This window comes from Rhizobium sp. 42MFCr.1, assembly GCF_000377185.1.
Classification (GTDB): domain Bacteria; phylum Pseudomonadota; class Alphaproteobacteria; order Rhizobiales; family Rhizobiaceae; genus Rhizobium; species Rhizobium altiplani.
In genome coordinates this window covers 1-13076 of record NZ_KB897842.1, presented here as the reverse complement: position 1 = coordinate 13076, position 13076 = coordinate 1, and the positions used below count along the sequence as shown (strand labels likewise).

12 protein-coding genes, 2 tRNA genes and 1 pseudogene are annotated in these 13076 nt (G+C 59.4%); 12 read left to right on the top strand and 3 right to left on the bottom strand.

The genetic code is table 11. The annotated features are described in order from the left end of the window. Positions 1 to 5: 5 nt before the first annotated feature. The gene (locus C934_RS35765) at positions 6 to 167 is read right to left on the bottom strand and encodes a hypothetical protein (protein WP_245267989.1); all 162 of its coding nucleotides are present in this window, start codon (positions 165 to 167) and stop codon (positions 6 to 8) included. A gap of 425 nt (positions 168 to 592) precedes the next feature. Here C934_RS35765 and C934_RS0121215 point away from each other — a divergent pair, with 425 nt between their 5' ends. From C934_RS0121215 to C934_RS0121185, 7 genes are all read left to right on the top strand, one after another. Continuing rightward, positions 593 to 2368: a hypothetical protein gene (locus tag C934_RS0121215; protein ID WP_026371974.1), complete on the top strand. Its 1776-nt coding sequence runs from the start codon at positions 593 to 595 to the stop codon at positions 2366 to 2368. Between the two features lie 157 nt (positions 2369 to 2525). After that, on the top strand, positions 2526 to 3740 hold the full coding sequence (locus C934_RS0121210) for an alpha/beta hydrolase (protein ID WP_018858621.1): 1215 nt from the start codon (positions 2526 to 2528) through the stop codon (positions 3738 to 3740). Between the two features lie 13 nt (positions 3741 to 3753). Beyond that, positions 3754 to 5688 carry a mechanosensitive ion channel family protein gene (locus tag C934_RS0121205; protein ID WP_018858620.1) on the top strand — a complete coding sequence of 645 codons (1935 nt, stop codon included), beginning with the start codon at positions 3754 to 3756 and terminating at the stop codon, positions 5686 to 5688. A gap of 97 nt (positions 5689 to 5785) precedes the next feature. Beyond that, positions 5786 to 6208 carry a hypothetical protein gene (locus tag C934_RS0121200; protein ID WP_018858619.1) on the top strand — a complete coding sequence of 141 codons (423 nt, stop codon included), beginning with the start codon at positions 5786 to 5788 and terminating at the stop codon, positions 6206 to 6208. A gap of 4 nt (positions 6209 to 6212) precedes the next feature. Then, positions 6213 to 6794: an OmpA family protein gene (locus C934_RS0121195; RefSeq protein ID WP_018858618.1), complete on the top strand. Its 582-nt coding sequence runs from the start codon at positions 6213 to 6215 to the stop codon at positions 6792 to 6794. A gap of 237 nt (positions 6795 to 7031) precedes the next feature. Continuing rightward, positions 7032 to 8171, top strand: a complete 1140-nt coding sequence (gene cax, locus C934_RS0121190) for a calcium/proton exchanger (RefSeq protein WP_018858617.1) — start codon at positions 7032 to 7034, stop codon at positions 8169 to 8171. Positions 8172 to 8307: 136 nt separating this feature from the next. Next, on the top strand, positions 8308 to 8640 hold the full coding sequence (locus C934_RS0121185; protein WP_018117080.1) for a potassium channel family protein: 333 nt from the start codon (positions 8308 to 8310) through the stop codon (positions 8638 to 8640). Between the two features lie 162 nt (positions 8641 to 8802). On the opposite strand, the gene C934_RS0121180 is transcribed toward C934_RS0121185, so the two are convergent. Then, positions 8803 to 8879: transfer RNA gene (locus tag C934_RS0121180), tRNA-Pro, on the bottom strand. 330 nt (positions 8880 to 9209) lie between these two features. Here C934_RS0121180 and C934_RS0121175 point away from each other — a divergent pair. The 3 genes from C934_RS0121175 to C934_RS0121165 all read left to right on the top strand — a co-directional run bounded on the left by C934_RS0121175 (position 9210) and on the right by C934_RS0121165 (position 9999). Continuing rightward, complete coding sequence (locus C934_RS0121175; protein WP_016554394.1) at positions 9210 to 9515, top strand: ETC complex I subunit; 306 nt, start codon at positions 9210 to 9212, stop codon at positions 9513 to 9515. A 45-nt stretch (positions 9516 to 9560) separates the two neighbouring features. Then, positions 9561 to 9637: transfer RNA gene (locus C934_RS0121170), tRNA-Arg, on the top strand. A 176-nt stretch (positions 9638 to 9813) separates the two neighbouring features. Then, positions 9814 to 9999, top strand: a complete 186-nt coding sequence (locus tag C934_RS0121165) for a hypothetical protein (protein ID WP_018117079.1) — start codon at positions 9814 to 9816, stop codon at positions 9997 to 9999. An 81-nt stretch (positions 10000 to 10080) separates the two neighbouring features. Here the strand turns inward: C934_RS0121165 and C934_RS0121160 are convergent, their stop codons facing one another. Next, complete coding sequence (locus tag C934_RS0121160) at positions 10081 to 11121, bottom strand: LacI family transcriptional regulator (RefSeq protein ID WP_018858616.1); 1041 nt, start codon at positions 11119 to 11121, stop codon at positions 10081 to 10083. Between the two features lie 346 nt (positions 11122 to 11467). Between C934_RS0121160 and C934_RS0121155 the strand changes: the two genes are divergently transcribed. Next, on the top strand, positions 11468 to 12727 hold the full coding sequence (locus tag C934_RS0121155) for an ABC transporter substrate-binding protein (RefSeq protein WP_018858615.1): 1260 nt from the start codon (positions 11468 to 11470) through the stop codon (positions 12725 to 12727). 81 nt (positions 12728 to 12808) lie between these two features. After that, positions 12809 to 13076, top strand: a pseudogene (locus C934_RS32290) (sugar ABC transporter permease); the annotation flags it as partial.

The following is a 13076-nucleotide window of genomic DNA, read 5'->3' as shown; positions in this document are numbered from 1 at the left end:
GCGGTTTAGCGACGTGCGCCGAACACCTCGCGCATGACGTCGCCCTCCAACTCCACACAAAGTTCCTCATATTCATCGACCAGGGTGAGCTCGGCGCTGGCCTCCTTGCGGAACCGTTCGAGTGCGAGGCACGCCTCCTCATAGGCACCCAGCACTTCATCAAGCAACGGTCGCCCATTGGCGGCTAACCGCACAGCCTCGCGCTGGGATGCCGGTAACCTTAACAACATGCGCGCCAGACCGCATCTTGCAGCCCGCCTAGACGATTGAATGACTTGCCCATTCGCGCCACCGTCCCCTCCTGGTGCACAAACGACAGCAGTGATTGCGTATTGGTCGCTGGGAGACACGCTATCACGGTTCTCCAGATGAGCGGCGTAGAATACGGTAGAATACCTCGGTACCAACGGCGACATATGTGATGTTGGCTGCGATTGAGCCCACCCGGAGCCAACGCATGTGGTCCTCACTCGCCAAGGGAAAGTGTTGCCCGAACGATTGTGAACCCGGTATTGCCACAACGTATAGGTCATGTTTATCTGCTAGCAACATACGCATTGGGTTGTGCTTAGTCAGCATCGAGGGGAATTCGATGGCAAGTGCAAGGTCAGGCGACGTGGCCCCTGTAGCGCCATCTGCCGAGGAAGTGCAAGACCAGCTGGAGCGCATCCTCGGAAGCGAGAGTGTTCACCTCCCTGAGCGAGCCCGGCGGTTCCTGGTGTATGTCGTGACGGAGACGCTCGCCGGTCGATCCCACTACCTCAAGGCCTACACGATCGCGGAGGTCGTTTTCGGAAGGCAGAATTTCGATGCTCAGGGCGATCCCGCGGTGCGGATCGAGGCTGGGCGCATCCGGCGGGAGCTGGAGCGCTATTATTTGATGGCTGGCGGCAGCGAGCCGGTTGTCATCACGATTCCCAAGGGCCGATATGTTCCCATATTCCAAGCTTCGTCGCATTGCCGTGGCGACACAGCGGACGCGGCGATGGCACCGCCTTCTCCGGTCTCTGTCGAGCCTTCATCAAGTGAGGTTGTCGCAGCACCGGCGGCTTCCAGATCCGCTGGAAAACGCTGGCTGATAGCTGGCGCGGCAATGGCGGCCGCGATTGCTGCAGGGGCCATTTTCCTTGGCATAAAGCCGGCCTCCAAGGAGGTTGCTTCCATCAACAGCCGACCGACGATAGCCGTGGATCGCTTCGAGGATATTGCGGGTGGCAGCAGATTTTCGGGAATTTCGGGCGGCGTGACCGATGAAATCATGTCGAAGCTCGTGAAGTTCAAGGACATTCTGGTCGTCGATGCGTCCGGTAATGATCAGGACGCTGTGAGCGGCCTCCAGAATGCTCGATACGCCCTCCAGGGAAGTGTTCGACAAGATGGCGATCGTGTTCGATCCACGGCGCGCCTGGTGCGTCGTTCCGACGGCGCCGTCATCTGGGCCAACCACTACGATTCCGATCTTCGAATACAGAGCGTGTTTGAAGTCGAGACCGCTCTCGCAGAGGAGATCGCGACCGCCGTCGCCCAACCCTTTGGCGTGGTATTTCAGACCGACATAGCCCCGGATGGGGCGGGTGGATGGGACGCATATGATTGCAGCCTGTCCTATTACAACTATCGCAGAAGCATGACGGCGGAAGCGCTTCAGACAGCACAGGAATGTCTCAGGTCCGTGACAGAGAAGTTTCCGAGCGACGCCACGTCTCTTGCTTTCTTGTCGCTGACTTACCTCGATCAGGTACGCTTCCCCTACAAGCTTGGAACCAAACCGTCGCCAAAGATATTGGAGACGGCATCGGAGCTGGCGAAAAAGTCGGCTGTAATTGATCCGCAGAACCCGCGCGTCCTGCAGGCGCTGATGCTGACCAGCTTCTTTCGCAATGACGTTGACGCCGCCCTCGAGGCGGGTGCCGCGGCCTATCAGTTGAATCCCAACGACACCGAGGTGGCCGGCGAATACGGCTTACGTCTCTCCATGGCGGGCAAGTGGGATACGGGCTGCGATCTCGTTTCCAAGGCAGTCAGCAGGAACGCAGGTCCGCAAGGTTACTACGAAGTCGGGATGGCGTTGTGCGCCTTCATGAGAGGCGACCTTCAGGCAGCAGAACTGTGGTCGCGAATGTCTGATCTAAACTACAATCCGATGCACCGCATGGTTCTGGCATCCATCCTTGGCGCGTCCGGAAAGATCGAGCAGGCGAAAAGGGAACTCGATTGGCTTGACACGAAGGCCCCTGCGCTGATGCCGGTGGTAAAGCGCGAGATTTCGATGCGCTTGGCGCGTCCGCAAGACCAAGAGCGCGTCCTCGCCGGGCTGCGCGCTGCCGGTGCCGCGGTCGATCAGGTTCAGCCGGCAGTGACCAACTAGCCGTTGCCGTCATCCTCTCGCTGGCGTGGCAATTTCGTACCACGGCGGCGTCCGTCCCGACAGATACTACGCGATGCTACAGGCCTCGCCGCACGCCACCTGCTAGCCTCCAGGCTTGAGATCGCCCATCCCCCTGGGCAATAGCTGGAATGCAGGCATGGTGAAACGCAGTATCCCTCTTCTTCTCTTTTTTCTGACGAGTTGCGGACATCCGGACGGTGTCATGACGCCGGTTCCGCTGTCGGCTTCCGCTCCACCAACGTCCAAGGTTGCGATGCTGGTTGCGACCACACGCGATCCGTCTGGGGACCCGGCGACGCTATTCAATGGGGAGCGCAGTTCCAAGCCGCACCTGACGCAAATCACAGTCTCGATTCCGCCGAAGCGCGAGCCGGGCACGGTACAGTGGCCGAAGCGTCTCCCACCTGATCCGGCAACCGATTTCGCTGTGACGAATGCTCAGCAGATAGACACCATCGCGCAAGGGCGCGAATGGTTCGCGCAGCATGTGAACGGCGGACATGCGCTAGTGTTCATTCACGGCTTCAACAACACCTACGAGGATTCCGTCTTCCGGCTGGCGCAGATCGTGCACGATAGCAGGATGGAGGCGACGCCGGTACTGTTCACATGGCCGTCGCGAGCCGAAATCACCGCCTACCAGTATGACAAGGAAAGCACGAATTATTCGCGCACGGGACTGGAGCAGGCCCTTCGCACGCTCGCTGCCGATCCCAATGTCAAGGATATCACCATCATGGCACATTCGATGGGGACCTGGCTGGCGATGGAATCGCTGCGGCAGATGGGGATACGCGACGGCCGTGTGGATCCGAAAATTCACAATGTGATCCTCGCTTCCCCCGATATCGATATCCAAGTCTTTGCCAAGCAGTTCGCCGAAATGGGCGAGCCACGTCCGAAGTTCACGATCTTCGTGTCCCAGGATGATAAGGCTCTCGCGGTTTCGAGCTTCATTACGGGGCGGGTCTCCCGTCTCGGCGCCATCAATCCTGCGGAAGAGCCCTATCGGTCGAAGCTCGAAAAAGCGGGCATCGCCGCGATCGATTTGACGAAAGTAAAGACCGAGGACGGGCTCAATCACGGCAAGTTTGCCGAAAGTCCGGAAATCGTCCAACTTATCGGCCAGCGACTCATGACGGGCCAGACACTTACGGATTCGAATGTCACGCTCGGCCAAGGCATTACAGCCGTGGTCGGCGGCACGGTGACGAACATCGGTACGGTTGCGGCTACAGCCGTCGCGGTTCCGGCGACAATCATCGAGCAGCCGCTTGCTGAGAGAAGAAAGCCACGGCCGGCCGACGATACGCTTGGCGGCGACCTGAAGCCGCAGACGCTGACGCAATAGGGGGAAAACCAGCATGAAATGGATCCTGTCTCTCATCGCCGGACTTCTCTTCGCATTCAATGCCGTGGCGCAAGCTCCCGCGGCCGCACCACAGCAGAAGATCGACGAACTTGTGCGCCTTCTTCAGGACCCGGAGGTGCAGGCCTGGCTGAACAGTCGCAAGGAGGTCGGTGCACCTCAGAGCCCCGCTTCATCCGCAGGCGCCTCCGATTTGGTCAGCTGGGAGTCTGCGGCGCGGACGCGCGTTCACGAAATCATCACGGCCATACCGGCGATACCAGCGGAAGTGGCGGCCGCCGCTGCCAGGACACGGCATGACGCCGTAAGCCGAGGCTATGCGCCCGTATTCGTCATATTCGGCGGACTGGTCGCTCTCGGCCTCCTCGTCGAGGGGCTGTACCGCAGGCTAGCCAAGCCCCGCGAAACGCTCCTTGGCCGACTGGCCCCAGTCGGAATCTTCGCGGGGGCAATGGCGATCTTGTTCTTTGCCGTGGAATGGCCGCCTCTCGCCCGTATCACCTTGCTTGCCTATCTCACGGCATTCGTCGCGTTTCGGCTGGCGGTCGCATTTTTGTCCGCCGCCGGTATCACGCCGTTCTTGCGCACACGGTTGATGATCCTATTCGGGCTTGTCTGCTTTGCCGTTGCCACGGCGGCAATCGGAGAACCTTTGGGCGTTCCGCCGCTGGTTAGGGATGCAATCAGCTACTGCTTGTCGGTCGTTGGGCTATTTGTCGCGATCGAGATGGTGTGGGCTACGTCGCAGCGATCTCGGCCGTGGAAAGCGGCTGTGGTTGCCTTCCTCGTCGCGCTGTGGATCATCTGGTGCCTCGACATGAGAGGCCTTTTCTGGATCGGCGTCTATGTCCTCGTACTACCGGCGATGCTCAACGCCGTTGGCCGCGTGGCAGGGTCTTTCGTAAGCGATCCCGGTAGCCTTCGTGGTGTCTTGATCGTCCGTGGCGCACGCGCGGCGGTGATCTTCCTCGCCGTCGGGTGGCTGGCACTTGTTTGGCGTCTCAATCCGGACACATTGGGTCAGCGCGATCCTGTTGTCGCTGCCCTTTTCTACGGGGGCCTGAAGAGTGTTTTGATCCTCGTGGTTGCTGATTTTCTTTGGCAACTGGCCAGAGGCTGGATCGATAGAACGTTGCGGGTGGCGACCGACGCAACATCCCTTGCGCCCGCTGATGCCGCCAAACGGGCACGGTTCCGCACGCTTCTTCCGATCTTTCGCAATGCATTGGCTGTTGTTGTCGCGGTCATGGCGGCGTTGGTCGTGCTGGCCCAGATGGGCGTACAGATCGGGCCATTGATCGCGGGAGCCGGCATCTTCGGCGTTGCCATCGGTTTCGGTTCGCAGACCCTCGTCAAGGACGTCATCAGCGGTGTGTTCTACATGCTGGATGATGCCTTCCGGGTTGGGGAATACATCCAGGCCAAGGATTACAAAGGAACCGTGGAGGGCTTCAGCCTGCGATCGGTACGCCTTCGTCATCATCGCGGTCCGGTCTTCACCGTGCCATTCGGCGAACTCGGAGCCGTCCAGAACATGAGCCGCGACTGGGTGATCGACAAGTTCAGGATCACGGTCGGCTTCAACACCGATATCGACAAGGCACGCAAGCTGACCAAAAAGGTCGGAGCGGAGCTGAAGGATGACCCGGAACTCGGGCCGCTCTTTATCGAGCCCTTGAAGATGAAGGGTGTCGAGGAGTTCGCCGACTACGGAATCGTATTGAGCTTCGCCATGACCACGGTTCCCGGCATGCAGACCTACATACGCCGCAAGGCCTACGCCAAGATTCGCGAGTTGTTCCTGGCAAACGGGATCACGTTCGCCCAACCGACGGTGCAGGTCGGAGGTGACGACAAGGAGGGTGGCGCGGTGGCTGCCGCGCAGGCGATCCGGGCGCACGAAGCAGGTACTGCCGCGCCGCCGAAGTGAGTGCTCTGCGGTGTGCGCTACCGTAATATACGTCCCCAATCATAGCGCTTCGTGAGAACATTCACCGCCTAGATCGTCGAGGCAGGGAGAGGGCGACATGTTCAAACGCGGAATTCTTACGGCGGCGCTCACGTTGGCGACGCTGACATTTGCCGGGAATGCGCCGGCGCAGACGCTGAGCTATGCGGATGCGGTCACGAAGCTCGCCGCCGACTGCGGCACGGACATCCAGAAACTGTGCAAGGGACTGAACCTCGGCAGCGGACGGATCGCCGACTGCCTGCAGCAGAACGCGGCAAAAGTGTCGCCCACTTGCAAAGGCTCGCTGACATCAGTGTTCCAATCGATAACCCAGCGAGAACACGCGCAGACCGCCTACGAGCGGGTCTGCCAGCGGGACATGTCCAAAAGTTGCTCAGGCATCAAGGGTGACGGCTTCGTGCTGGCTTGTCTGGTGAAAAAGGAAAAGCGCGTCAGCAAGGAATGCAATCAGGTCATCACCGATGCGGGTTGGAGGTAAACCGATGAAACGTCTTATTTCCAAAGCCATTCTCGTTCTGGCCACGGGCGTATTGTTTTCCGGCTTTGCGTCGGCGCAGGAGGTCTCCCAGGAGCGCATCGTCAAGGGACTCGGTAAACTCAGGGCGGCGGCTCCTGCGATCGACCTCGAGATATTGCGACAGGAGGCTATCAACGGCGGTAACCAGCCGATGTCTGCGCTTCCGAACTGGAAGCGGATAGGGAAACTGCCGCAGATGGTGGTCGAGATCGATTTCGAGAACGACTCTGTCGCCATCCAGCCGAATTCCTATCGCACCCTCGGGCTGATCGCCGACGCGTTGCATCATCCGAACCTGTGGGACTACAAGTTCCTCGTGGTCGGTCATGCCAGCGCGACCGGGGACGAAAAACATAACCTCGATCTCAGCGAACAGCGTGCTGCTGCAATCAAAGAAGCACTATCGACGACGTTTGCCGTCGATCCGGCGCGCCTTTACGCGATCGGTGTCGGGGAACACTTACCGATCGAAGGCACTGACGTGAAAGGGTCGAACAACAGACGTGTTCAACTTATCAACCTCGGTGTCTTCAAGATTAAGTCCTGATCGGAAAGAGGCCGCGGCGTCGAAACGATGCCGCGCGCCAGCAGTTGATGGGCCGCCCCCTGGGAGTGTGGAGGCTCGGATGAACGCCCCGAGACTAACGCTGTTGGGAAACGCCTGCTTTGCTGGCGGTCTTTGCAGACGCTCGATTCGGCTGCCGATCGCGATCCTCTCGGATGAGTACTCCTACCGAGAATGCATCGCCTGCAAACGAGACTATCTTATGATGGGAGAAACGACATGAGCAGCTCCGACGGACGATCTTCTCCATCTGCTGGCATCGGAAGAAGTGTTCTTCAAGAACTGCGACACACGCCCGTTCTCTGGCTGATCGTGCTGGTGCCGATCGTCATCGTCCTGGAGCACCTGGTTCCGGACAGTCATACGCTGCTCTTTTTCATATCGGTCCTTGCAATCATTCCTCTGGCGACGCTCCTTAGCCGTGCAACCGAGGCGGTTGCGGCGAGAACGGGCGACGCGGTCGGCGGCCTGCTAAATGCTACGCTCGGAAATCTGACCGAGCTGGTGATATCGCTTTCGGCCCTGCGGACGGGACAATATCTGCTGGTCAAGGCATCGCTGGCCGGCGCAATCGTTACAAACACCCTGTTCATGCTGGGCGGCGCATTTCTACTCGGCGGGTTGAAGCATCACCTGCAGGAGTTCAATCGCGTCAATGCTCGCTTCCAGGCCTGCCTGCTTTTCCTGGCAACCATTGCCGTTCTGGTGCCGTCGATCATCAGTGAAGTCGATCAGCCGCCACCGCTCGCCATCTCTCAGAACGTGAGCCTCGGGTTGTCGGTCATCCTCATCGCCGTCTACGCCTTGGGCATGTTGTTCTCCTTGCGAACACATAAGGAGCTTTTCGCCAGTGCCGGTCACGCGGACGAAGAGCAGGCTACCTGGCCGCTTGGCCTCAGCATCGCCATTCTCGTCGGCGTAACCGTGCTGGTCGCATTGGTCAGTGAAATTTTCGTCGGGTCGGTTCAGGTTGCGGCTGAACATCTGGGAATGACACCGGCGTTCGTCGGCTTCATCGTGGTCGCCCTTGTTGGTGCGGCCGCGGAGATGACCACCGCGTTTTCGGCAGCTCGTGCGGATCGCCTTGATCTCAGCGTTGGGATCGCGCTCGGCAGCGCCGCCCAGATCGCGCTTTTCGTTGCCCCGCTGCTGGTCATTGTCAGCTACGTCATCGGACCGGAACCAATGACGCTGCAGTTCTGGCCCGGGGCAGTTACAATGATGATCGTCGCCACCGTGGCCGCTACGCTTCTGTCGAACGGTGGTCGAGGCGCCTGGTACGCAGGAGTGATGGCACTTGCCCTCTACGCGATCTTCGCCTTCACCTTGTTTGTCTTGCCTCCAGCTGGACCGACGTGATCGAAAGGCTACTTCTAGGCGCGCCGCGCGATAGCTCTGCAGCGACGCCAAAGCAAACTCAATCAGGCACCTTGGAAGCGCAAGGAAAGCGGCGCCGATGACGCGAGGCACAGAGAGCAAGTTTAAATCGAGGAGGATGAGAAGGCGGTTCTTCGCCTCTCTCTTCCAGCAACTTCGAATATTGTGGCCGATCTTCTCCGGTGTTCTTGTTGTCATCGTCGGGTCAGGCGCACTTGTCGGATGGATCGAAGGATGGCAGCTCGGCGACACCCTGTACTTCACCTTTGTTACGGGATTGACGATCGGCTACGGCGACCTCGTACCAAAGCAGACAATCGCGCGGGTGCTGGCTCTGGTGATCGGCTTATGCGGGATTGTCCTTACGGGTCTTATTGCCGCAGCCAGCGTGCAGGCTCTCCGTGGCGCTGATCCGGATCGCTCAAATTCTGACAATGCCGATCAGGACTAGGTGAAGTGCCTCGCCGAACCGGCCATTCAGAACTGGAAATCTTAGACTTATGATTCCTGGGACAACGCGGAGGCCCCAGTACGGCATCGAAGTTTTCGGAAGCGTCGATCGGAGGATGTCCTGCGAAAGTCCGACAAGTCTTCATGTGGAGGGGAAGGGTAGTGGTCGGAGTGGAGAGATTCGAACTCCCGACCCTCTGGTCCCAAACCAGATGCGCTACCAGACTGCGCTACACTCCGTGCCGACGAGGGAGGCCAATACACGGTTCGCCCCGCGCCCGCAATATCTAAATCGCCTATCCCCAACCTTGGTGTGAGCATTCTTTTCCTCAAGCTTGCGGTGTGAAGCGATCGATATGAGCATGACAATCGATGATCGCGGGAGGAAGGCGCCTGTTGGAAACGGTTGAACAGCGCTGCGACTGGTACGGCTTTTTTCTTGAAAAGAAAGGGATTCGCCGCTAAGCAAAATTCATCTCTTCGTGCGATGGTTTGCGTCAAGAGTAGCTGCCTTGTGGGGCAGAATGAAGTTTCAAGTGCGAAAGCCGCTAAATCGGAGGCCCTGCAGCAATGTCTGCCAAGATCTACCGTCCAGCCAAGACCGCGATGCAGTCCGGCAAGGCAAAGACACATATTTGGGTTCTTGAGTTTGATCAGGAGACGCCGCGCACCATCGATCCGATCATGGGCTATACGTCTTCCTCGGATATGCGCCAGCAGCTGAAGCTGACCTTCGAAACGCAGGAACTCGCTGAGGCTTACGCGAAGCGTAACGGCATCGAGTACCGGGTTATTGCCCCGAAGGATCCGCAGCGCCAGATCGTGGCTTATCCTGACAATTTCCGCTATACGCGGACGCAACCCTGGACGCATTGATCCGCGTTCATCCGCAGATTTGACCGGGTGCGAATTCGGTCATGCGGCCCCTTAGCTCAGCTGGATAGAGCACCTGCCTTCTAAGCAGGTTGTCGCAGGTTCGATTCCTGCAGGGGTCGCCACTCTTTCTCAAGCCGCCCAGCACGTGCGCGTCTCTTGAATCGTTGGGCGTCCTTGTGAAGGCCATAGTAAATCCCACTAGGTCGCTGGTGACATTCTCCTACGGCACGCTCAACCGTTGATGTTGCCCTGGGTGCGGGCGCACCCTAGTATCTCCGTGCTTCCGGGATACGCCGCCGTGACCGATACGATCGCCCCACAACTGATATTCACTCTGAACATCGCGTGGGAAATCGCCTCGCAGGAGAGCCCGGACTATGACCTCGTCGTCTATTTCATCCAGCAGGCTCTTCGTGCAGCTCAAGAAGAGGCATTGCGACACGGTGTCATTGTCGATTTCGAGCAGAAATCCGAGCTTCAATAGGGTGTCCGCTTGCAGTAACCGCCGAAGTCACGAGGCTAAGGTCTACCGCGTAGCCAGTTGAGATCGAGTAGCAGATGTCATCTATTTTCCGGTACCGCCGGAGAAAGGCGGCTGCGGCGTTAGCAGCATCTGCAACTGGTCCATATCCGTCTCGCCGCTGATCCGTTTCCTCAGGATGCGGCCGATATGTTCGCCGGTGGCCGTAAGGTCCTCATAAATCGTTTCCACCTTCGGCTGGATGGCGGAAAGTAACTGCGAGGTCTGCTTGGCGACGATGTCGTATTCGACGCCAAGGGTGAGGCCGCAATCGCTCATGCCGGTGATCGTGGCAAGCGCGCACACTTCGCCGCCGCACATGAAGGCGTCGGGTGGATCGGCTTCGCGATGCCGTCGGGCGATACGGTCGCGAATCGCGCCCGCCGGATGATCGAGGTCGATCTCGGAGATAATCTCGTAGGCACAGCCGGCTTCGCGCACCGCGGTCATGAAGCCGTGCAGGATATGGCTGCCGAAGCTGAACTGCATCGGACCGCCGATCAAAGCGGGCTTACGACGCCCTTTGGCGATCAGCCGCTTGGTTGCCTCATAGGCGAACGCGAAATTGTCGTAGTCGACATAAGGATGCGGCGTGGAAAGTTCGGTGCGGCCATGGGTGACGAACGGAAAATTGTGCTCCATTAGCAGCCGCACGCGCGGGTCGAACGGTTCGGTGCGCGACATCACCAGGCCGTCGGCCATGTGATTGCGCATGATGTAGTTGACTGCCTCGATATTGGTCGTGTGCGGCAGGTTGGGCATGACGATCAGATGGTAGGTGGTGCCCTGCAAAGCAGCGGCGATGCCGGACATGATCGAGGTGCCGTAGCCGAGGATCTCCTCATGCGATTCAAGAAGGATGGCGATGACGTTCGTGCGGCCGGTCTTCAGGCGCTGGGCCGCTCGATCTGGGGAGTAACCGACCTGCAGCGCGATCTCCCGGACGCGCTTGCGGGTCTCGTGGTTGATGACCGGGTCGTCCGAAAGGGCTCGCGATATCGTCGTCACAGCAAGGCCCGCGATGTCCGCGATGGTGCGCAACGTCGGCTTGCCGCTCCTGCGGGTCACTCCGGTCGTGGGCGGCATTGTAATGCGAGACACGCTCGACTTTCCTCCAAAGCGTCGATTGGCCGGACACTAGCGCGATATCGGCGCCGAAAGCAATGCTATTATGGAAACGTTTTAAATAATCGGCTTCCGTTTTCCAAGCAATAGGGCTGCGTCTGAAAGACAAGTAAAAACAGGCAGTAAATGATACTGCCTCCGACAAAGAAAGGAGCGTCGCTACACTTGACTTGCTTATGTTTATAACGTTTTAAATTAACCCATGCGGCGTTCGCGCCGTATAAGTAGAGTCTTTCGCGCGGGGAGCGCAGGGGCTTTTTGACCGCGGATTTTCCGCTTTTATGAACTTGCAAACCGGGAGGAAACGATGCGCAAGTTTTTGCTGACGACAGCGTTGGTGACGATGAGTGTTGCGGGCTTGGGTGCTGCCAAGGCTGCGGATGTGAAGGAAGTGCAGATGCTGCACTGGTGGACGTCCGGCGGCGAGGCTGCGGCCTTGAACGTGTTGAAGGAGGATCTGTCGAAGGAGGGGTTTGCCTGGAAGGACGTGCCGGTTGCCGGCGGTGGCGGTGATGCGGCGATGACGGCGCTGAAGGCGATGGTTGCGGCCGGCACCTATCCGACGGCCTCGCAGATGCTCGGCTACACCGTTCTCGACTACGCCCAGGCCGGCGTCATGGGGGACCTGACGGAGACGGCGAAGGCCGAGGGCTGGGACAAGGCGGTTCCGGCGGCGCTGCAGAAGTTCTCCGTCTATGACGGCAAGTGGGTCGCAGCCCCCGTCAACGTCCACTCGGTCAACTGGCTGTGGATCAACAAGGGTGTGATGGACAAGATCGGCGGCACCGAGCCGAAGACCTTCGACGACCTGATCGCGCTGCTCGACAAGGCGAAGGCTGCCGGCGTGACGCCGCTGGCGCTCGGCGGCCAGAACTGGCAGGAAGCGACGATGTTCGACTCGATCGTGCTGTCGACGGGCGGCCCCGAGTTCTACAAGAAGGCGATGAACGACCTCGACGAGGAGTCGCTGAAGTCGGACACGATGAAGAAGTCGTTCGACAACCTGCAGAAGATCGTCCAGTACGTCGACCCGAACTTCTCCGGACGCGACTGGAACCTTGCGACCGCCATGGTCATCAAGGGCGATGCGCTCGTGCAGGTGATGGGTGACTGGGCCAAGGGCGAGTTCGTCGCCGCCAAGAAGACACCGAACACCGACTTCCTGTGCTACCGCTTCCCGGGCACCGACGGCAGCGTGATCTACAACTCGGACATGTTCGGCATGTTCAACGTGCCTGACGACCGCAAGGCAGCACAGGTGGCGCTTGCCAAGGCAACGCTGTCGAAGAGCTTCCAGTCGGCGTTCAACGTCGTCAAGGGCTCGGTTCCGGCCCGTACCGACGTTCCGGATACCGATTTCGACGCCTGCGGCAAGAAGGGTATCGCCGACCTGAAGAAGGCCAATGAAGGCGGCACGCTGTACGGCTCGCTGGCCCAGGGCTATGGCGCGCCTCCGGCGGTTGCCAATGCCTACAAGGACGTCGTCTCGAAGTTCGTGCATGGCCAGATCAAGACCTCCGACCAGGCGGTCGAAGAGCTCGTCAAGGCCATCGACGACGCCAAGTAATCAAGGCCTCCCACGGTCTTCCCCGCCGGTGTCGGCGGGGAAGATTCCGCCACGGACGATCTCGTTGGAGGAGATGACCCCATGAGCACCATCGCTACCGATAAAACCGTTCTCACGCCGCACCGTGGAACGCCCATTTCCATCCGCGCGCGCCTGCAGGACGCGCTGCCGAAGATCGTGCTCGCGCCGAGTTTCGCCATCACGCTTGTGTTCGTCTACGGCTTCATCCTCTGGACGATCTATCTGTCCTTCACCAATTCCAAGACCTTTCCGTCCTACGTGCTGACGGGCCCGCGCGCCTATCAGCGGCTGTGGCGCTGGACGTTCGAAAGCGATCCGCCGTCCAGCT